The sequence below is a fragment of the Butyrivibrio proteoclasticus B316 genome (genome assembly GCF_000145035.1).
In the GTDB taxonomy this organism is placed as follows: domain Bacteria; phylum Bacillota; class Clostridia; order Lachnospirales; family Lachnospiraceae; genus Butyrivibrio; species Butyrivibrio proteoclasticus.
Map to the genome: position 1 here is coordinate 36,991 of NC_014387.1, position 21,381 is coordinate 58,371.

Sequence of the window (21,381 nt, forward strand, 5' to 3'; positions counted from 1 at the left end):
TTAAGTCTGTGGTTTTACACTAAACAACGAATTTGTTATACTCTTCATGATGTTTATTAGATGGAGAAATATATGGGCTTTAATTCCTTTACGTTTTTACTTATATTCCTTCCGATTCTTCTTATTGGATGGAACATTTTAAATAAGATAGAGAAATATGCAGTGGCAGATGTATTCCTTATTGGTATGTCACTGTATTTCTATTACACTTTTGGAGCAGGATTTTTACTGGTCCTACTGATCAGCACTTCGGTTAATTACCTGTTAAGCGGCATTTTGGCTTGGAAAGAGCAAAAAGAAATAGCGCCTTACTTTAGAACAGTAATAAAAGTCATTGGAGTTTTGTTTAACCTTGCGCTTTTGTTTTACCTTAAGTATCTCGGCTTTTTTGTTGAGAATCTCGATGCACTTACAGGAGCAACTTTTACGGCAAAAGAAATTCTTATGCCGATAGGAATCAGCTTTTTTACCTTCGGGCAGATATCTTTTATTGTAGACAGGGCAAATGGCAAGGCTCCGCATTACAATATTATTGAGTATCTGATGTACACTACATATTTTCCCAAGCTAATTCAGGGACCTATTGCTTTCCACAAGGAAATGACAGATCAGTTCAGGGACAAGAGCCTTAGAAAGACAGATCCTGATAAATTGGCCAGAGGAATAATGTCTTTTATCATAGGACTATCCAAGAAGGTTCTCCTTGCAGACAATCTTGCCAAGGCGGTAAACTACGGCTTTCACTATACATATTATCTGGATACCATAACTGTAATTCTGGTTATGCTCGCTTACACTTTCGAAATCTATCTAGATTTTTCGGGATATTGTGACATGGCAAACGGTGTGAGTCTGATGCTGGGATTTGAACTTCCGGATAACTTTAATTCGCCTTATAAGGCAGCAACTTCAAGAGAGCTTTGGCAGCGCTGGCATATGACTCTTTCAAGGTTCTTTATCAAATATGTTTATATCCCACTTGGAGGAAGCAGGAAAGGCAAGCTTCGCACAGTAATAAATGTACTTATAGTATTTGTACTAAGTGGCCTATGGCACGGCGCAGGCTGGACATACGTGTGCTGGGGACTCATGCAGGGACTTTTGGTTGTATGGGATAACCTTGGAATAACAGGAGTTACAGAGCCGGAAAAAGCTAATAAGAAAACACGCTATCTTTTGAGAGAAAAGCCACTTTTTGTGGTTCCGAGAGCAGTTGGAAATGCTGTAACATTTACGATGTTTGTTATTTCCCTCATATTCTTTGGATCTCAGAATCTTGAATATGTTGGTGCCATGTTTAGAAGACTCTTTGTGTGGACATATCCGGGATTTTTATACAAGACTGCAGAAAATCTGGCTATTCCGGAGAACTATATTTTCAGACAGCTCTTTACACAGATGGGTAAGCCTGAAATGGTGAATATTGTATATGTTGCAACTTTTGTGCTCCTGATAGTTATAAGTGCATTTGTCATGACGAGGAAGAACACAAAAGAAATCGTTACGGAAACCAGATTTGATAAAAAGACAATTGCTGGACTTGTAGTGTTATTTATATGGTCCTTCATTTCACTGTCAAATGTCAGCACTTTTATTTACTTCCAGTTCTAGTAATAATTAGAAAGAAACAGTTTTATGAACCAAAATAATAATTCAGTTAAATTCATAAAAAGACTTATAGTATCTATCCTGGCAGTAGCTTTACTGGTTGGTGGTATGGTTTATGTTTTTGATCCTTTTTACCACTATCATAAGCCATGGTTTGGGCTTAAGGCGGTTCTGAGTGATAAAGAATATCAGTGTATCGGAACACTTAGGAATTTTGATTATGATGCGCTTCTGGTCGGGTCATCAGTTATGGAGAATAATGACAATGCCTGGTATGACAGTGCTTATGGCGTAAAATCCATTAAGGCTATCAGAAGTTATGGAGCAACAGCAGACTTGTGTTATCTGATGGATGAGGCATTTGCAGATCACGATATCAAAATGGTTTTTTATAATATTGATCCGTCAGCTCTTTCCGGTTCAACTGAGACAACTTATGAATCCACCGGTTGTCCAATGTATTTATATGACAGAAATCCATTTAATGATGTGAGATATCTTTTTAATAAAGATGTATTGTTTGAGAAGATTCCTTATGAAATTGCCAATTCTTTTATCGGCGATTACGATGAAGGATTATCCTATAACTGGGCTAAATGGAAGAGCTTTAATTCTGATATGGCGCTTGGCCTTTATCACAGATCAAACGAAGTGGTGCCTATGATGGATGAGACTGTATATAGCAGTGAACTTGCCGGAAACATAGCTCTTTTGACAAGTCAGGTTAAGGCACATCCTGAGACAGAATTTATATTCTTTTATCCTGTATACTCTATGCTCTGGTGGGATGGAGTTGTAAGGTCTGGTGAAAGAGATGCATATATTTATAATGAAATCCAGATGACAGGTGAGCTTTTAAAATATAACAATGTTAAAGTGTTCTGTTTCCAGGCTCAGGAAGAGGTTGCAACTAACCTTGAGCTGTACATGGATTCAATACATTTTGCACCTGAGATCAATAAGCTTATGCTTGATGAGATAATAGCAGGTGATTATGAGCTGACACCTGAAAACTATGAGGATAAACTCATGGAAGTGAAAGCTTTTTCTGACAGAGTAGTTAACGACTACATTCTGGAATACGAAGAAAAGGGGCTTTTGACCTATCAAACTGTTGCGGAACAGTAAGATGTGATATACTATACTCCGAATTACACGTAAGTGAGTTAGGAGTATAGTTTTTTTATGGTATATAAGACAAAAGGAACCTGCTCAACACAGATAGATATAGAAGTTGAGGAAGGAATAATCAGACACGTAGAATTTACAAATGGATGCAATGGCAATCTTCAGGGTATATCCAAACTTGTTGAAGGTATGAAGTGTGAGGATGCTATTGGCAAGCTTCGTGGCATCAAGTGCGGCTTTAAGAATACATCATGCCCGGATCAGTTATCATATGCAATTGAGCAGGCTATGCAGGCTTGATATAGCAATCTGAAAGAAGGTTATAGAATTGAGCGAAAATGCTAATAAGAGAATCGTCCTTACAGGAGGCGGAAGTGCAGGTCATGTAACACCTAATATTGCACTTATTCCTGCACTTAAGAAAGCTGGATATGAAATATTCTATATCGGCTCATATGAAGGAATTGAGAAAAAGCTTATCGAAGACTATAACATTCCATATTTCGGAATAGCTACAGGTAAGCTTAGGAGATATTTTGATCCCAAGAATTTTTCAGATCCGTTCAGGGTTATGAAGGGATTCACTGAATCAATTACACTTCTTAAGAGGATCAACCCCGATATTATCTTTTCGAAGGGCGGATTTGTAAGCGTTCCTGTTGTCAGGGCAGCTAAAGTTCTGGGAATACCATACATTGTTCACGAATCTGATATCACACCGGGACTTGCCAATAAGCTCAGTATGAAGGGAGCAAGGAAGATTTGTTGCAATTTCCCTGAGACAATGAGACTTTTACCAGCGGATAAAGCTATTTTAACCGGAACACCTATAAGAGAAGAACTCGGAAATGGATCAAGGGAAGAAGGCAGAAAGATTTGCGGCTTTACAGATGATAAGCCTGTTCTTATGGTAATCGGCGGAAGCCTTGGTGCTCAGTCAGTCAATGAGACAGTAAGATTTGCACTTCCAAGACTACTTCCACAGTTCAATGTAGTTCATATCTGTGGCAAAGAGAAGATGGACAATCTTAAACTCTCTGTTCCAGGCTACAAGCAGTTTGAGTATGTTAAGAATGAGTTAAAAGACTTGTTCGCCATGGCAGACATAGTTGTTTCAAGAGCGGGAGCAAACTCAATATGTGAGCTTCTTGCACTCAAGAAACCCAATATTCTTATTCCTCTTTCTACCAAGTCCAGCAGAGGAGATCAGATGCTCAATGCCAAATCATTTGAGCAGCAGGGATTCTCACTTGTGATTGATAATGATGAACTTGATGAGGATATTCTAGTAGAAACAATTGAGGACCTTTATGAGAATAGAGATAAATTCCTCGCTAATATGAATAAGAGCAGTCTTCAGTCAGCAACAGATGCTATTGTGAAGATTCTTAATGAAGAAATCCAGTAATTATACAAAAAAAGAGCTCTACTCCCGGTTGTTGATATGAGTAGAGCTTAATTTATCTTATGGATTAACCAAAGTATCTCTTAAGAAGACCTGCAAAAGCTTTACCATGTCTTGCTTCATCTCTTCCAATCTCATGAACAGCATCATGAATAGCGTCAAGGTCAAGCTGTTTAGCCTTCTTGGCAAGATCAGCGCGTCCCTGAGTTGCGCCATATTCAGCGTCAGCACGGAGTTCAAGATTCTTCTTAGTAGAATCTGTAATTACTTCTCCAAGGAGCTCTGCGAAATGAGCTGCGTGCTCTGCCTCTTCCCATGCTGCTTTTTCAAAGAAAGCACCGATTTCAGGATAACCTTCGCGGATAGCTACTCTACCCATAGCAAGGTACATACCAACCTCAGTACATTCTCCATTAAACATTTCACGTAATCCATTTTTGATTTCATCAGGAGCAGATGAAGCTACACCCACAACATGCTCGCAAGCCCAAACTTTGTCGCCTTCCTGCTTGGTGAATTTCTCAGCAGGTGCCTTACATACAGGACAAGCCTCCGGTGGCTGATCTCCTTCATGAACATAACCACATACCTGACATACCCATTTCATAATCTAGTCTCCTTTCTTGCGCCTCCGCAAAAGTGCATGTTTGCACTATTATTTCTAAAAATCCCTACCTCTAAAGCATAGCACAAAAGGGAATTAAATTGTGCACTATTTATAAAGATTTTATAGATACTTTTCAAAACTTTGAAAATTTATTTCGTTATTGAAATAATTATTAATGTATACTAAATATGTGAAGTTTTGAACATTGTTTGACGGTTTAATAATTGTTTTTGATCCGCCATTGTAGATGAAATACAGGAGAATACTCATGAATATTGTCAGTGAAAAAATCAAGAGTTGCTATGATACTTTACCGGCAGCGGAGAAGATGGTTGCAGACTTTGTCCTTGAGAGGAAGGATGATCTTTTCCAATACCCGATAAAAGAACTGGCAAGGTTATCAGGAACTACGCAGGCCGCATGGACCAGATTTGCACAGGCAATCGGTTATAGCGGACTTAAAGACCTGAAAAACGCCTATTATTCTGAAGCAAATGTTTCTCTTAAGCAGGCAGACAAGGGACCTAAGATTGCATTTAAGGACGTTAACGAGTATACTTCATTACAGTCGATTGCTGATAATATTTGTGCAACCAGCGTGCAGGCTATTCAGACAACCTACAGATTGTTTGACACTGGCAGCTTTAGCGAGGTTGTAAATAAGATTGTTACAGCCAAACAGATACAGGTATTCGGCGTAGGTACTGCAAGTGTCGCTGCCTATGACCTTTACTGTAAGCTTCTTAGAATCCACTACAACGTTATTTTCAATCAGGATCACCACATGAATCTGATGACTGTATCTCAGATATCTCCTGAAGATGTTGCAATTTTCTTCGTGGACAATCCTAAGAACAAAGAAGTAATGCAGCTCTATAACATTGCAACCCAGAAGGGTGCTATTACAATAGCCATTACAAAACTTGGCAATAACACTCTTACAACCGGTTGTAACCATGTTCTTTTTACAACTTCTCCTGAAATTGATAAAAAGAGTGGTATAACAAGCTCCAGATTTGCACAGCTCTTTATGGTTGATACACTGTATACAGCAATCTGTAATCGCGACTATAATAATATTCGTGAGTACCTGATCGATTCTTACGAGGTATTCAACGAACCGCCTAAGGAGTAAATAATCACTATGGAAAAAATAGCAAGCTTTACCGTCAATCATCTTGACCTTGAGCCTGGAATCTATGTATCCAGAAAAGATAAGGTTGGCCAGGAAACTATTACTACATTTGACCTCAGAATGACAGCCCCTAACAAGGAGCCTGTTATGAACACTGCAGAAGTTCACACAATGGAGCATCTTGGCGCTACATTCCTTCGAAATGATCCAGAATATAAGGATAGAACAATCTACTTTGGACCTATGGGATGCAGAACAGGATTCTATGTTGTCCTTGCAGGAGACCTTTCTTCAAAAGAGATTGTTCCTCTTATCACAAGAATGTATGAATTCATGAGAGATTTCGAGGGCGAGGTGCCTGGAGCAAGCGCAAGAGATTGCGGAAACTATCTCGATATGAATCTTGGAATGGCCAAATTCCTTGCCAAAAGATATCTTGATAACACTCTTTATAACATTGATGACAAACACCTTGTTTACCCAGAATAATCGAAAGAGAGAATCAACATGAAAATAGGAATAATCGGTGCTATGGAAGTTGAGGTAGAAACCCTCAAGAGTAAGATGACAGTTAAGAATACTGTTACAAAAGCTTCTATGGAGTTTTATGAGGGAAGCCTCGGAAATACAGAAGTTGTTGTAGTCAGAAGTGGTATCTGCAAGGTAAATGCAGGTATTTGCGTTCAGATTCTTGTAGATACATTTGGAGTAACCCATGTGATAAATACAGGAGCAGCAGGTTCACTTGATGCGCGTATCAATATTGGTGACATAGTTCTTTCAACAGATGCTTGTTACCACGATGTAGATGCAACAGTGTTCGGATATCAGAAGGGAGAAATCCCTCAGCTTGACACAGCTACATTTACAGCTGATGCTACTCTTAGAGAAAAAGCTAAGGCAGCGATCAAGGTTGCAGCGCCTGACCTTGGAATCTTCGAAGGAAGAATTTGCAGTGGTGATCAGTTTATCTGCGATAAAGAGGTCAAGGATGCCATTGTAAGAGATTTTGGTGGTATCTGTTGTGAGATGGAAGGCTGCGGAATTGCTCAGGCCTGCTATCTAAACAATGTTCCTTTCCTTATCATCCGCGCTATTTCTGATAAAGCTGATGGAAGCGAGATCATGGATTATCCAGAATTTGAAGCTAAGGCAGCAAGAGACTGCGCAGCAGCGACATTAGAGTTATTACAGACACTTTAATCTATAATAATAAATGATAAAGAGCCCCATTCCTGTTAATAGGAGTGGGGCTCTATTTCTTGTCATTAAAAGATATATCAGATATTCAGAAGTTTGCTGTACTCAGCAAGTGCTCCATCTGTCTCATGTGCAAGAACCTTCTTGGCAAGAACCTTACCAAGCTGAACACCTTCCTGGTCGAAGGAGTTGATGTTCCATACAAAGCCCTGGAACATTACTTTATTCTCGAAGTGAGCAAGGAGTGCACCTAGAGACTTAGGATTAAGCTCATCACCAATTATAATGCTTGATGGACGTCCGCCTTCGAAGTTCTTGTTGGCATTGTCATCCTTTTTACCACATGCGAAAGCAACAATCTGAGCTGCTACATTTGCGCAGAGCTTCTGCTGGCTTGTGCTGTCCTGAATGTTAACGTCGTTCTGAAGCTGGCTGTTCTTAAAGCCAATGAACTGAAGTGGAATGATGTCTGTTCCCTGGTGAAGGAGCTGATAGAATGAATGCTGTCCATTAGTTCCAGGCTCACCAAAGATAACAGGACCTGTTACATAGTTGATTGGTTCGCCGAAACGGTTAACACTCTTACCATTTGACTCCATATCGAGCTGCTGAAGATGTGCAGGGAAACGGCTAAGGCCCTGTGAGTAAGGAAGTACAGCTGTGCTGTCATAGCCAAGGATGTTTCTCTCATATACACCAATCATAGCATCAAGCATTGCAGGATTCTTAAGGAAATCCTTGTTAGTTGCAAGCTTGTCTTCTTCTGCAGCGCCATCAAGGAACTGAGCAAATACATCAGGACCAAAAGCAAGAGAAAGAACTGCTCCGCCAACACCTGATGTTGAAGAATAACGGCCGCCAATATAATCGTCCATGAAGAAAGCTTCAAGGTAGTTATCACTCTTAGCAAGAGGAGATGTCTCAGATGTAACAGCAATCATATGCTTGCTTGCATCAAGACCTGCCTTCTTAAGTGCATCTGTAACGAATGATTCGTTAGTAAGTGTCTCAAGTGTTGTACCTGACTTGGAAACAAGGATAAAGATTGAATGAGCAACATCTACAGAATTAAGTACTGCGCTAGCATCATCAGGATCTACGTTGCTGATGAATTTAGCTTCCATCTTGAAGTTGCCTGTTCTCTTAGCCCAGTTCTCAAGAGCAAGATACATAGCTCTAGGACCAAGGTCTGATCCGCCGATACCAATCTGAACTACTGTTGTGAACTTCTCGCCCTTTGCATTTGCAATTTCACCTGAGTGAACCTTGTTTGCAAAATCAGCGATTCTCTTCTGCTCTTTAACATAGAATTCACGCTTGTTAACACCGTCAGCTACTACATCTTTACCAAGCTGACCACGAGTAAGCTGATGAAGAACCATCCTCTTCTCACCGGTATTTATAACTTCACCATTATAGAGAGCTTCGTATTTGTCGGTAAGCTGAGCCTCATCAGCAAGAGCAGCAAGAGCAGATAAGATATTGTCATCAACCTCTTTTGCTGCGTAGTTGTAATTAAGGCCTGCAGCCATGGGAACAGAATACTTTTTGACTCTCTCGGCGCCATTTGCACCTGTCATAGCTTCTACAAGATTAACAGAAGCTGCATTCTTAAGCTCGTTGTAAGATTTAAGTGTATCAAGATTATTCCAATTGATCATTGTAAAAATCCCTCCTATAGGAATACGTAAGGAAAACGTTTTTGTTATCCGTCTAAAAGTGTAACAGAGAAAAATTAGCTAATCAATAATCAAGCTGTAAAATATTAGTGAACTTTACTTGATTATAGTTATGCATTATAAATTCTTGATTTTTTTAAGCTGAAAATATAATATTTTAGATAAAGCTAAAAATATGATCATTGGAGGATTTATGGGAGCTTTTTTATTTGTACATTTTAAAGAAAAGTTCACACCTGATGGGGAACAGGTATACTTTGGAGTATCAAAAGACGGCTTTAACTGGGAACAGGTTAATGGCGGAAATCCAATTTTAGAGAGTAAGCTTGGTGAAAAGGGCGTAAGAGATTTTACAATTACAAGGAAAAAAGACAATACATTTGTAATTCTCGCAACAGATCTTTCACTTGCCAATAATTTTGCTACCAAGTATAAGAGTAACTGGAATATTGTTAACAGAGAAGGCAGCAAGTATCTGTCTAAATGGGAATCAGAGGATCTTGTTCACTGGTCTGAGCAGGAGCTTGTCAGAGTAGTTGATGATAATTATGGCTGTGCATGGGCTCCGGATATTATTTATGATGAAGAAGCCGGCGATTATATGGTTCACTGGTCATCAAGATATCCAGCCCAGTCTGACAATGAGATGGCAATTTACTATGCCAAGACCGCAGATTTTATAAATTTTACAGCCCCAGTAATGCTGTGCAAGAAATCAGATACAGGGATTATTGATTCCAATATTGTTTATGAGGACGGATACTACTACAGATTTGTAAAGAGTGATTTCAATCCGGAACATATCATACTTGAAAGAGGCAAAACTCTTACAGGAACTTACGAGAGAATGCCTGCATTTGACGAGGAAATGGATAAGCTTGAGGCAGGACAGTATGAAGCGCCTACATGCTACAAGCTTCCTGATGGCAGTTGGTGCCTGATGCTTGATTTCTACGGATGCGAGAAATCCAAACAGGGATATGTTCCATTTGTGGCAAAAGATATTTCGACAGGCAGATTTGTTCGCTCAGATAAGGAGTTTAGCTTCCCTTATGGCTTTAAACACGGTACAGTTCTTCCTATAACCGATGAAGAATATGATAGGATCATTAAAGCTTATAAATGAAATTTTCATAAAGATAAATAATATATTACTAAATAGGGAATAGGATGTTAACAATCATAAACGTTTTTATGATATAATTTTGGTAGGTGCATAGATATAGGTTGCCGGGGGTGCAGGATGCGTTTTCGAACAAAACTCTTAATCACGTCAGTGGCGATAGTTATTATACCTATAATCTTGGCAATCGGTACATTTTTTGCAATAGGCAGATATCTTGTTTATGAACAGAAGCTTGACGATATTACGAACGGATTTGATTACAGCATGGTATCTGATCCAAGTGAAGCCTTTTCTGACATGACAGATGAAGTTACACATGATATAGCGCTTGCACTAATTGTTAACCCATTTATTCTGGAAGACAAATCTTTTCTTGAGAGTGTAGATAGCAAGATTGCATCTAAATATTCTTTTCTACTGGTTAAGCGGGATGAGGATATCTATTATGTGGCAAATATGGATCGTGCCAAGGATGTAGTAGATGAGCTGCCGGGTTATGGAACAGATGTAAAGGGCATTTATTACACTGCTTCCAAGCATTTAGTTAAACAGATAGATTTCAGGTTTTCTACAGGGGATCAGGGAAGTCTTTATATTATCTCAGGTATCAGAACTGCGTTGACAGCGTCATTACTTATTTATATGGGCATAGCAATCATTCTGATACTGCTTCTCACAAGTGTTCTTCTAACAATGTGGATAGGCAATAGCTTCTTCAAGCCTATTGATGAGCTCAATGTTGCGATGCAGCATATTCAGGACGGTAATTTCGATTACATTCTTCCTACTGATATTAAGGAAAAAGGCGAGATTGGCGCCATGTACCGTAACTATGAGGACATGCGACTAAGGCTCAAGGAGTCTGCAGAGGAGAAGATACTAAGAGAGAAACAGAATAAAGAGTTGATCAGTAATATTTCCCATGACCTCAAGACACCTATCACAGCAATTAAGGGCTATTCACAGGGACTATTGGAAGGCGTAGCCGACAACCCTGAGAAGCAGATGAAATACATAAGGATCATCAACAATAAGGCGAATGACATGAATAACCTTATTAACGAGCTGACCTTGTATTCCAGTATTGATAATAACAGGATTCCATATAATTTCATCAGGCTTAATGTAGGTGAATATTTTGGAGACTGTATTGAGGAAATCGGAGCTGATCTTGAGAGTAAGTCAATCAAACTTAATTACTCCAATCTCACAACTCCTGATACTCAGATAGTAGCTGATCCTGAGCAGATAAAGCGAGTGATCAATAATGTAGTCAGCAACAGTGTCAAATATCTCGACAGGGATGATGGCACGGGACAGATTGACATAAGGATTCTTGATGAAATTGATTCCATCAGGGTAGAGCTTGAGGATAATGGTAAGGGAATTGCTCAGAGAGATATTCCTAATATTTTCGACAGGTTCTACAGAACAGATGCTTCCAGAAACTCCAAACAGGGTGGAAGCGGAATTGGATTATCAATAGTTAAAAAAATCATTGAAGATCATGGCGGCTATATATGGGCCACAAGCCATGAAGGAGAAGGAACCTGCATGCATTTTGTACTGCGTAAATACGTAGAGTATGCAGACAATCAGGAAACAGTTACAGTAGATCATGAAACACAATAAAAAGAAAGGCGAGATAAGTGTATGAGTAGAATTCTTATTGTTGAGGATGAAGAGGCCATTGCTGATCTTGAGAAAGATTATCTTGAGCTTAGTGATTTTGAAGTAAAAATTGAGAATACGGGGGATGCTGGTCTTGAGACCGCTCTTGCAGAAGAGTTTGATCTGATAATCCTTGATCTTATGCTTCCGGGAATGGATGGATTTGAGGTTTGTAAGCACATCAGGGAAAAGAAAGATGTGCCGATCCTCATGGTTTCAGCCAAGAAGGATGATATCGATAAAATCAGAGGTTTGGGACTTGGTGCGGACGACTATATTACCAAACCATTCAGCCCTTCAGAGCTTGTTGCCCGTGTTAAGGCGCATATGGCAAGATATTCAAGACTTGTGGGATCCGGTCATGAGAACAACGATTTCGTTGAAATCAGAGGTCTCAAGATTGACAAGACTGCCAGAAGAGTATATGTAGATGATGAAGAGAAGAGCTTCACAACCAAGGAATTTGATCTTCTTACATTCCTTGCAGAAAATCCTAATCATGTATTTACCAAGGAAGAGCTCTTTAGAAAGATCTGGAATATGGATTCTATCGGAGATATCGCAACTGTTACAGTTCATATCAAGAAAATCCGTGAAAAGATTGAGTATGATACCTCTAATCCACAGTACATCGAAACTATTTGGGGCGTAGGTTACAGATTTAAGGTATAATAATAACTCCTATCTGGTTTATCCGGATAGGAGTATTTTTAAGTTTGCGCACTTGCGCGATAGGAATTATATGAAGGATATTAAGTATATTTACGAAGACAATGATATTCTGGTATGCCACAAGCCATCAGGAGTAGCTACAGAGGGTGCAAGAACCTATAACATGGATGTTGTGAGCGCCGCCAGAAATTATATAGGCCGACAGAACAGAGAAAAGACTTCAGACAGAAAGCCTCCATATGTGGCAACAGTCCACAGACTGGATCAGCCCGTTGAAGGTGTGCTGATCCTTGCCAAGACAAAAAAGGCAGCAACAAAGCTTGCTGCGCAGATTAAGGACAGAACTACAGAGAAGTATTATTATGCCCTTTGCAAGGGAAACTTCGCTGATAAAAAAGGCAGACTTGAGAACTACCTTGTCAGGAAAGAAGATGGCTTGGCTGCTGTAGTAACTGAAGAAGAGAGCAAAAAAATAAATGATAATGTTATTACACGTAGTAATGGCGAGACTATAAGGATAATTGGTGGAGAGGCCAAAAAAGCTATTCTTGAGTACGAAGTTATAGCAGAAAACGAAGAAACCACGCTTGTCAGAGTTAAGCTGCTAACAGGACGTTTCCATCAGATACGTGTGCAGATGGCAAATGTTGACCATCCGATAATTGGAGATCAGAAATACGGGACGGAAGAATCAAGGACACTTACAGACAAGATAGGCGCCAGAGATGTTTGCCTTGTCAGCTATAAATATATAATCAAACATCCATCAACAGGAAAGAAGATGGAATTTGAAATTAAGCCTGATAATCCACAGATAAGAGAAATGCTTGAAAAATCTTTATGACAGGGACATAAACAGATGCAGATTCTTTATACAATATATCTGATACTCCTGTGCGGAGTTTTACCTATATATATGAAGGATGGTTATTACGAACTTGGGGAAGCCAAGTCTCTTTGCTATCTTTTGATCAGTGCACCATTTGCTGCGCTTATACTTTTTAATATACTTTTTGCAAAAAGGGGTCAATCCGACATTGCGGTAGATGAAGAACTTCATGCTAAAAGTAAGGTCTTGGCTTCAGAGTTTTTTCTTTATGGAAACGCTTTTTCTGTTCTGATAACATTTATCTTTTCTTCATTTAAAAGAACAGCATTTTTTGGTATAGAAGGCTGGCGAAACGGTGTTCTTACTTTAAGTATAGCTATCGCATTCTGCATTATATTTAGCTTAAACAAGTATAAAACAGGTGAAAAGATACTTGTCATACTTATGATAGTTCCTTTTTTGGAAATGATCCTTTCTATATTGAACAGATTTTCCATTTATCCTATTGATATAAATGGACAGAATACATCTTTCCTTTCAACAGTTGGAAATATTAACTGGTTTTCAGGGTACCTGGCTATATGGGTTCCGCTTGGAATAAGCTTAATGTTTCTATCCAAAGCTTTTTCAAAAAGATTTATGTTTAGCGGATTATATACGGTTGTAGGACTGATAGCACTTTTTTTACAGGGAAGTGATGGTGCGACGCTGATATTGATAGCATGTTATGTTTTCATGTTATTCTGGTCGCTTTCAGACAGAAATCTATTCAGAAAATTTCTGATACAGGCTGTAGTTCTGGGAATATCGATGACAATCGTAGATATGCTAATAGCATTTTGGGGAAGTTATTATAATTACGAGCAGACAATTCTTTTGACCATATGTAAGTCTCATATTGGGATAATCCTTGTAGCAGCCGCATTCTTTTTATATAGACTTGGAAGGCTCTTTGAAGAGATCAATATGCCCTTTAGAGTAAATGTGTATAAGTGGGTATGCGGTGTATGCTTGTCAGTGCTTGCTATCTGCTGCGCAGCCTGGCTGATTTCATCTTTTGATGACAGCTTTGGAAACGGACGTGGAATTATCTATCGTATGTGCCTTGATATGTTTATGGGCCTGTCTTCATGGCAAAAGCTTGTGGGGATTGGGCAGGACTGCATATATCCATACGCTATGGCAGATAGTATGTGGAGCAGCTCTTTTAGAAATGTGTTCGGTGATCTGGTATTAACTAATGCACATTGTGAGTTTATGACAACACTCATAGAGAGAGGACTGTTAGGAGCCTTTCTTTACATAGGTTTGTTTATTTCTGTAATTTATCAGCTGATAAAGATAAAAGAAAAGGAGCCCCAAGCCTTAGCTTTTGGACTCCCTATAATTTCATATTTAGTTTATGAACAGATTTCTTTTTCCCAGGTAATGTCAATGCCCTACGCCTACATTCTGGTAGGTATGGGAATTGGATTATGTAAGGTCGGGAATAGGGATTGAGTCATCGAGCTCGTGGAAAAAGGTCCTTGTTTCAACTATTCCATAGAGAGCTTCCTTATATTCCCATAGAAATCTTTCATTAATATTTTCTTTTCCATACATCATAACTCGGCCGGTGTAGGCGTTTAAGATCGAAACATAGCGCTTATCCTGGTCGAATTTTTTGAGGATTTCGTCTTTTCTGCGCCTATGGTGCTTGGCTGCAAACTTCCTGATGTCAATTTGCAGATCTACAGGCAGCGGCTTTTCTCTTTCCTGAACGGCGTGCAGATACTTATCATATGTCTCATCATCTATCTTTTCAAAATGATCAACAAATTCAAGACAACATGCCCCATCCGGTAATAATAACCTTACCCTGTCTTCTCCGTAAACGTCTTCTACTTCGGCAACGACCTGGGGAACTAGTGGCTTGCCATTGTAGTCTAAAATGATAACTTTGTCACCTTTTTTGTACATGTGTAACCTCCCCTATGTTGATGTCTAGTAATACATTAATTATATCATGAATAGTTTATTTTCGTTTTAAGTTATTTTTAGGTTGCCCTTCTAGAATGACCTCATAAGATAACAAAACCGAGCAGAAAAATATAAGAAAGAGGACAGGCAATGGGCGGATTTAAAGATGTATTTGAAAGAATAGAGACTAAATTTCTGTTGGATGATATGCAGTACACCGAGCTTATGAAGAGACTGGAAAATATGGCAGCCATCGACAGCTATGGGAAAACATCCATCTTAAACATATATTTTGACACACCGGATTATAAGCTTATAGAGAGATCGTTGGAAAAACCCGTGTATAAAGAAAAGTTAAGACTTCGAACATATGGAATTGCAAATGATGAGACCAACGCTTTTATCGAGATCAAGAAAAAATATAAAGGCGTCGTATACAAAAGAAGAATTTCAATGCCATATGCCAAGGCGGTCGATTATCTGGTAAATGGTAAAGAAATAGAAAAAAGATCACAGATTTCGGACGAGATAGATTATTTTCTGCAGTTCTATAAAGGAATAAGACCTGCAATGGCAATATCCTATGACAGAATTGCAATGGCAGGAATCCATGATCCGGAGCTTAGGATCACCTTTGATACTAATATCAGGTGGAGAACAGATAAGCTCTCTTTGACTGAAGGAAACGTAGGAAAAGATATTCTTTTACCGGGTCAGCACCTGATGGAGCTAAAAATTGCAGGTGCTATGTCAGTAGAAATGGCGAGAATCCTCGATGAGCTTAATATAAGACAGACCTCTTTTTCCAAATATGGAAGAGGCTATCAGGACTTGATGAGTGAAAAATACATGGAATCGCAGGAAAAAGAGTCAAATATTGCCTTGTTTCGTAAGGCAGTGTAAAAGCATTTGATTTCAAAATACAGATTTAGAAGAAAAAGGAGAAAACGAAAATGACTACAGATATGATCTTTGGAAGCATTATGGCAAATGGAACAATTACAGGAGCAACATTTCTGATCGCAACACTTTGCTCACTTGCTATTGGCGTATTTATCGCATTTATGTACACAATCAAAAATAACTATTCTAAGAGCTATATTGTTACGCTGGCTCTTCTCCCTGCGATAGTTCAGGTTGTTATCATGCTGGTAAATGGCAATATCGGAGCGGGTGTTGCGGTAGCAGGAGCATTTTCACTTGTAAGATTCCGTTCAGCACCCGGTACAGGTAAAGAAATCACAAGTATCTTCCTTGCTATGGCAGTAGGACTTGCAACAGGTATGGGATACATCGGAATAGCAGCACTTTTTGCAATAATCATTACACTTGCTAACCTTATTCTTTCTAATTGTGGATTTGGCGATGCTCTTGCAGAAGAAAAGACCCTTAAAGTAACAGTTCCCGAAGGCCTTGATTTTGAAGGAATTTTTGATGATATCTTTGGAAGGTATACAACAAAGGCAGAACTTGAAGAAGTAAAGACATCAGGAATGGGCAGCTTATATAAGCTGACATACAAGATTGTTCTTAGACAGAAAGCATCTACAAAGGGTATGATGGATGAGATGAGACAGAGAAATGGAAATCTTGAGATCAGCTGTTCAAGACCTGTTATGGTAAAGAGTGAAGAACTTTAATATAGAGTTATATAATAAGAGACCGTTATCAGAGACAATAATACTTCTGATAACGGCCTTTTTTCTGGCTTATTTTTTATTTTTGGGAAGCTGCCCGGGGAGGGTGACGATAAATCTGATTATTTTATCACCATCTCTTACAGCCTCTATGTTTCCTCCATGCGAGACTGAAATGGCTCTTGCAACAGATAGTCCTATTCCGTAGCCGCCACTTTCACGGCTTCTTGATGAATCAGCGCGATAGAACCTGTCAAAGAGTCTGTCCAGATTGCCGCTTGGAATATTATCGCATGTATTTGCTACTTCAAAAACTATATTTTTGTTTTTGGACAGAATGACATGAATGCTTCCACTCTCAGAGGAATACTTGATCGCGTTATCAAGAAGGAGCGATGCAAGCTGATTTATAGCATTCTTATCGCCTGTAATATGTATTCCGTCTGCGATATCAATCTGATACTTTTTGCCCTTGGACTCTGCCACGGTCTGAAAAGAAGTGGCTGCTTCGCGTATTGTCTGACTGAGATCAAAATCTGAAAATACAACGTTTATCCGCTCTTCGTCCATTCTGGAGAGAGTCAGCATATTTTTAACAAGGCTGTTCATTCTCTTGGTCTGGTTGCGAATACTGCTGGTCCACTCGCTCTTTCCTGCTTCAAGTTCCAGAACATCAACGTTCGCCGAGATAATGGCAAGAGGGGTTTTGAGCTCGTGACCAGCATCTGTTATAAATCTCTTTTGCTTATCAAGTGATTCAACAACAGGAGCTACAGCCTGACTTGAAAATATGAAAACGAGAATGAACATGGCGACTAGGGCAAGTGCTCCAATAATAAGTGACTGGATCAGGAGCTTGAATGAATTGAAAAGAGAAGCGCTTAGGTCGATGAAAACAATGAGTGATGAACCATCATCATTTTCTTTCTTTTTATATCTGTAGGAATGGTACATTCCTTTACTCTTACCTGAAGAGTTAATGCTTGCAGCTATCTCTTTGGCATCATCCTCCGTAATTGCGGCGATGTGGAGAAGATCAGTCTCTGTTACATTCCCCGATGAGTCATATTTGACTACAAAATATCTGGACTGATAAGGCATTTCAGCGGATCGCGTGATGTTAAGCCTGGCAAAAGAAAAAGGCGCATCCGGAGCAAAGCGCTCATTAGGAGGAACAGGCGTCTCTAGGGATGACGAAGATGAGGAAGAATTATCCTGTTCGAAGTGTTTTTTGAAGGCTTCGTTATTCATACCAGGGAAACGTCCATCGTTAGTTGTCAGAATAGAGAGCAGATTGTCTGCATCCTGATACACGCTGTAGAGATTTACAGCATTTATGACGCCAATCATAACAACAAGGATCAGTAAAAGAGATAACATAGCCGTTATCACAAATTTTTTCCTAAGCTTTTTAACCATTGTTAAGCCTCATGATCAGAAAATAGAGAAAATGGAAGAATAAGTTACAGATCAGGTTTCGCTTATAGAGTAGCCAAGACCACGTGAGGCCTTGATTTCGCATGTTGCATCAAGAGAAGCCAGTTTCTTGCGAAGATTTGATACATAGACCCAGACAACATTAACGTCAGCTTCTCCGTCAGCCCATATGCGGTCCATAAAGTTATCAACTGAAATAATTCTTCCGGGAGATGTCATGAGAAGTTCCATCATCTGGAATTCCCTGCCTGAGAGACGGATCTTGTCATGCCCGGGAGTAGATAATTCATAACCTGCCCTGTCAAGAGTAAGGTTACCACAGGTGAGATTTGGCTGAGAAAAATCTGCTTTGCGCCTTAGCATTGCGCGCACTCTGGCCAGAAGCTCTCCCATGTCAAAGGGCTTGGGAAGATAGTCATCAGCACCAAGGTCAAGACCTCGAATTCTGTCGTCGACTTCCGTTTTGGCAGTAAGGAATAAAACCGGAGTAGAGAGGCCTTTTTCACGAATTTTCTTGAGAACCTCAGTTCCGTCCATTCCGGGCATCATGATATCAAGAATGATGCCGTCATAGTCACCCGCTAGGGCATAATCCAAAGCATCTGTTCCATTATATACAGCATCAACTGTGTAATTACTGTGTTTGAGAATGGCAACCAAAGCATTTACCAGCTCGGTTTCATCATCTGCGATTAATAATTTCATGTGTCCATCCATTTCTACAAAATATTTAGCTACTCATTAATTCTATCAAATTGGTTTTGTGATTTCTACTTTTGAAATATATGTATAAAGTATGAACAGATTTGAGCGTTTTTGTCATTTGGAGTACATATTTGAATAGTAAAATAAAACATACCAAAATAATTCGGGAGGGGTTTCAATGAAGAAAGGGAGAAGTTCTTTTTCTTTACCTATTATCATAGTTATTTTGTTATGCGTACTCTTTAATTTGGCTGCATGGAAAAGTGCGGCTTTTTCTGACTTCTATGTCACATATGTTTTTCCGGTAATTACAAGTGCATATGGCAGGATTACAAGTCTGGTGGGATTTTCTGTTGGAGAAAAAATGCTTGTGGCGGTAGTTCTGTATCTGGCTGTAGTGGTGGTATTTATTGTTTTTCACACAATCCTTATGGCTATTGGCAAGCTTAGGAATAATAATGGAAAAAGATATCTCTTAATTAGAAAAAAGAGCGATGCATTTTCTAATATTCTATACAGAGTTACACCTGTTCTTCTTGCAATTACCACTGTGGTGATGAGTCTTAACTGCTTTGTTCTGTATCATTGCTCCAAGCTTGAGGTTGCTGGATTACCAAGAGAAGACGAATATAATCTGGCTGAACTGACTGAGCTAAGGGACTTTATAGTGCGCAAGTGTAATGAATTATCCAAACAGGTTCCCCATGATGAGAATGGCAATGTGAAGTTTGAAGGGGATATGGCTCAGACAGCAATCGACGCCATGCAGAACATTTCGGGCGATTATCCCAGACTTTCAGGGTATTACGTTAAGCCCAAAGCACTTTTCTTTTCTGACTTCATGTGTCAGCAGTTTATGCAGGGGTATTACTTCCCGTTTTCAATGGAAGCTAATTACAATGACACGATGAATATGCTCAACAAGCCATTTACTATGTGCCATGAGCTTGCCCATACTCACGGATATATATATGAAGATGAAGCAAACTTCTTTGGATTCCTGGCTTGTATAAGTTCAGATAACATTGTATTCCAGTACAGCGGATACCTTGGAGTACTCAATTACGTTAATAATGATTTCTATAAGGCTGTCAGTGAAAAAGAGTATAAGTCCCATGTGAAGATATCTGACAGGGTTAAATATGACAATCAGTTTTTGTCTCAGGAAGGCTGGCAGGAAGTAGAGAAAAAGGCTGTGATAAAGACAGCTACTGTAAAAAAGGCAGCAGATGCATTTATTGATACTAACCTTAAAGTAAATGGAGTAGAGTCGGGAAAAGTAAGCTACGCGCATGTTGTTGGCCTTATCATGGATTACTACTACGATAATTCTGTTTTGGCATCAGCGGGTTAAGGGTTATAATAGGACTATCTGATTTTTATGAAATGGAGATTAATATGAGTAAAAGAAGATCGGTTCTATTAACTACGATACTTATGTGTTTTCTTTTGGTGGGGTGCAAGCCATCTGAGGATAAACTTACAGAAGCAGAAGGAGCAAGAGATCAGCTTCTTGCGGCAAGAGATGCTGCGGAGGAGACCTACCTTGATATTGCTGATACATCGATGAGATCAGAGCTTGATGAGCTTGGTGTACAGGTAGCAGAGATAGAGGCAATTGACTTCACTAATATGAGTGATAAAAAAATAAATGAAGTATTGCCAACAATTACAGAACTATCTGAGAAGTATACAACAGTTCAGTCCAAACTGACAGGAACATATCAGGAAGAAACAGCTGTAAAAGAGGAGCTCGCCAAGAATGTTCAGATAGACTCGTATATCATCAATAAAATGGGAGCAGATCTTTCGAGCATTGTACTTCATGATATTACGGCAGATTCTTATTCTGATAATCTTATTGCCGGGGATGAGCAGTCACTTATTTCCGGATATACACTTATGGGTGTCAAGCTTGAAGTATATAAGGACAGCTCTGAGTGGGAGTTTGTTGTAACGGATACAGCCGGCAATAGTTACAATATTCCGTGTGAAGACCTTAGAAATGTTTCGGAAAAAGGTGTCTCTTTAACATTTGAGTATGATAAAGAAACCGATTCAGCGACAGTTTCTTGCGGTGGATACTTCTAAAAACTTGATTTATTTTAAGATTTTTGTTAAATATGAACAAAATCTTAAAAGAATCTTAAGATATTATGCACATGTTTATTCGTGACAATATTTTTTTTCGAGTATATAATCATATTTCGTACTGAAGCAATTGGCTTGCAATGTAATTGCAAAGTATAAGGTAAGAAGAGGAGATTATATATTATGAAGAAGAATATCGTAACATTACTTTCAGCATTAACACTTTCTGCAGCAGTACTTGCTGGTTGTGGAGAGGCTACAGTAGAGACAGCTGTTGAGGAGACATCTGTAGAGGCTTCTGTTGAGGCTACTTCAGTTGTTGAAGAGGCTGTTGAGGCTGCATCAGAGGCATCTTCAGTAGAAGAGGCTGTTGAGGCTGCATCAGATGCTTCATCAGTAGAAGAGGCAGTTGAGGCTGCATCAGACGCTTCATCAGTAGAAGAGGCAGTTGAGGCTGCTTCAGAAGCTACATCAGAGGCATCAAACAACTAA

22 protein-coding genes are annotated in these 21,381 nt (G+C 39.3%); 17 read left to right on the forward strand and 5 right to left on the reverse strand.

The annotated features are described in order from the left end of the window. The first annotated feature begins 60 nt into the window (after positions 1–60). Genes BPR_RS00135 through BPR_RS00150 form a run of 4 tightly spaced genes read left to right on the forward strand, consistent with a single transcriptional unit; the run spans position 61 to position 4,144 of the window. Complete coding sequence (locus BPR_RS00135) at positions 61–1,611, forward strand: MBOAT family O-acyltransferase (RefSeq protein ID WP_013279438.1); 1,551 nt, start codon at positions 61–63, stop codon at positions 1,609–1,611. A 24-nt stretch (positions 1,612–1,635) separates the two neighbouring features. Next, positions 1,636–2,736 carry a hypothetical protein gene (locus BPR_RS00140; RefSeq protein WP_013279439.1) on the forward strand — a complete coding sequence of 367 codons (1,101 nt, stop codon included), beginning with the start codon at positions 1,636–1,638 and terminating at the stop codon, positions 2,734–2,736. A 57-nt stretch (positions 2,737–2,793) separates the two neighbouring features. Beyond that, complete coding sequence (locus BPR_RS00145; protein WP_013279440.1) at positions 2,794–3,036, forward strand: TIGR03905 family TSCPD domain-containing protein; 243 nt, start codon at positions 2,794–2,796, stop codon at positions 3,034–3,036. Positions 3,037–3,064: 28 nt separating this feature from the next. Beyond that, positions 3,065–4,144: an undecaprenyldiphospho-muramoylpentapeptide beta-N-acetylglucosaminyltransferase gene (locus BPR_RS00150; RefSeq protein WP_013279441.1), complete on the forward strand. Its 1,080-nt coding sequence runs from the start codon at positions 3,065–3,067 to the stop codon at positions 4,142–4,144. Positions 4,145–4,208: 64 nt separating this feature from the next. Here the strand turns inward: BPR_RS00150 and BPR_RS00155 are convergent, their stop codons facing one another. Next, entirely contained in the window at positions 4,209–4,751 is a 543-nt protein-coding gene (locus BPR_RS00155) for an NADH peroxidase (RefSeq protein ID WP_042256255.1), read from the reverse strand. 265 nt (positions 4,752–5,016) lie between these two features. On the opposite strand from BPR_RS00155, the gene BPR_RS00160 reads away from it, so the two are divergent. Genes BPR_RS00160 through BPR_RS00170 form a run of 3 tightly spaced genes read left to right on the forward strand, consistent with a single transcriptional unit; the run spans position 5,017 to position 7,086 of the window. After that, the gene (locus BPR_RS00160) at positions 5,017–5,883 is read left to right on the forward strand and encodes a MurR/RpiR family transcriptional regulator (RefSeq protein ID WP_042256257.1); all 867 of its coding nucleotides are present in this window, start codon (positions 5,017–5,019) and stop codon (positions 5,881–5,883) included. A gap of 9 nt (positions 5,884–5,892) precedes the next feature. After that, positions 5,893–6,372, forward strand: coding sequence for an S-ribosylhomocysteine lyase (locus BPR_RS00165; protein ID WP_013279444.1), 480 nt, complete (start codon positions 5,893–5,895; stop codon positions 6,370–6,372). Positions 6,373–6,390: 18 nt separating this feature from the next. Next, entirely contained in the window at positions 6,391–7,086 is a 696-nt protein-coding gene (locus BPR_RS00170) for a 5'-methylthioadenosine/adenosylhomocysteine nucleosidase (RefSeq protein ID WP_013279445.1), read from the forward strand. Between the two features lie 77 nt (positions 7,087–7,163). On the opposite strand, the gene BPR_RS00175 is transcribed toward BPR_RS00170, so the two are convergent. Beyond that, the gene (locus tag BPR_RS00175) at positions 7,164–8,744 is read right to left on the reverse strand and encodes a glucose-6-phosphate isomerase (protein WP_013279446.1); all 1,581 of its coding nucleotides are present in this window, start codon (positions 8,742–8,744) and stop codon (positions 7,164–7,166) included. A gap of 211 nt (positions 8,745–8,955) precedes the next feature. On the opposite strand from BPR_RS00175, the gene BPR_RS00180 reads away from it, so the two are divergent. From BPR_RS00180 to BPR_RS00200, 5 genes are all read left to right on the forward strand, one after another. After that, the gene (locus BPR_RS00180; RefSeq protein ID WP_026663045.1) at positions 8,956–9,888 is read left to right on the forward strand and encodes a glycoside hydrolase family 43 protein; all 933 of its coding nucleotides are present in this window, start codon (positions 8,956–8,958) and stop codon (positions 9,886–9,888) included. Between the two features lie 117 nt (positions 9,889–10,005). Continuing rightward, positions 10,006–11,520 (forward strand): sensor histidine kinase, encoded by a 1,515-nt coding sequence (locus BPR_RS00185; protein WP_013279448.1) that lies wholly within the window; start codon positions 10,006–10,008, stop codon positions 11,518–11,520. Positions 11,521–11,541: 21 nt separating this feature from the next. Beyond that, a complete protein-coding gene (locus tag BPR_RS00190) occupies positions 11,542–12,231 on the forward strand; it encodes a response regulator transcription factor (protein ID WP_013279449.1) in 690 nt (229 codons plus the stop codon). Positions 12,232–12,301: 70 nt separating this feature from the next. Continuing rightward, the gene (locus tag BPR_RS00195; protein ID WP_013279450.1) at positions 12,302–13,075 is read left to right on the forward strand and encodes an RluA family pseudouridine synthase; all 774 of its coding nucleotides are present in this window, start codon (positions 12,302–12,304) and stop codon (positions 13,073–13,075) included. 15 nt (positions 13,076–13,090) lie between these two features. Next, positions 13,091–14,560 (forward strand): O-antigen ligase family protein, encoded by a 1,470-nt coding sequence (locus BPR_RS00200; protein WP_013279451.1) that lies wholly within the window; start codon positions 13,091–13,093, stop codon positions 14,558–14,560. Here BPR_RS00200 and BPR_RS00205 read toward each other — a convergent pair. Next, the gene (locus tag BPR_RS00205; protein ID WP_013279452.1) at positions 14,534–15,019 is read right to left on the reverse strand and encodes a hypothetical protein; all 486 of its coding nucleotides are present in this window, start codon (positions 15,017–15,019) and stop codon (positions 14,534–14,536) included. The genes BPR_RS00200 and BPR_RS00205 overlap by 27 nt on opposite strands. A gap of 150 nt (positions 15,020–15,169) precedes the next feature. Here BPR_RS00205 and BPR_RS00210 point away from each other — a divergent pair, with 150 nt between their 5' ends. Both BPR_RS00210 and BPR_RS00215 read left to right on the forward strand, forming a co-directional pair. Further along, complete coding sequence (locus BPR_RS00210) at positions 15,170–15,922, forward strand: polyphosphate polymerase domain-containing protein (protein WP_013279453.1); 753 nt, start codon at positions 15,170–15,172, stop codon at positions 15,920–15,922. 50 nt (positions 15,923–15,972) lie between these two features. Beyond that, positions 15,973–16,659 (forward strand): DUF4956 domain-containing protein, encoded by a 687-nt coding sequence (locus BPR_RS00215; RefSeq protein ID WP_013279454.1) that lies wholly within the window; start codon positions 15,973–15,975, stop codon positions 16,657–16,659. A 69-nt stretch (positions 16,660–16,728) separates the two neighbouring features. Here BPR_RS00215 and BPR_RS00220 read toward each other — a convergent pair whose 3' ends face one another. Further along, the gene (locus BPR_RS00220; RefSeq protein ID WP_013279455.1) at positions 16,729–18,075 is read right to left on the reverse strand and encodes a sensor histidine kinase; all 1,347 of its coding nucleotides are present in this window, start codon (positions 18,073–18,075) and stop codon (positions 16,729–16,731) included. A gap of 51 nt (positions 18,076–18,126) precedes the next feature. Further along, entirely contained in the window at positions 18,127–18,798 is a 672-nt protein-coding gene (locus BPR_RS00225; RefSeq protein ID WP_026663043.1) for a response regulator transcription factor, read from the reverse strand. A 178-nt stretch (positions 18,799–18,976) separates the two neighbouring features. Between BPR_RS00225 and BPR_RS00230 the strand changes: the two genes are divergently transcribed. From BPR_RS00230 to BPR_RS00240, 3 genes are all read left to right on the forward strand, one after another. Beyond that, positions 18,977–20,152, forward strand: a complete 1,176-nt coding sequence (locus BPR_RS00230; RefSeq protein ID WP_013279457.1) for a DUF3810 domain-containing protein — start codon at positions 18,977–18,979, stop codon at positions 20,150–20,152. Between the two features lie 44 nt (positions 20,153–20,196). Next, entirely contained in the window at positions 20,197–20,889 is a 693-nt protein-coding gene (locus BPR_RS00235; protein WP_042256263.1) for a hypothetical protein, read from the forward strand. A gap of 183 nt (positions 20,890–21,072) precedes the next feature. Further along, a complete protein-coding gene (locus tag BPR_RS00240; protein WP_013279459.1) occupies positions 21,073–21,381 on the forward strand; it encodes a hypothetical protein in 309 nt (102 codons plus the stop codon).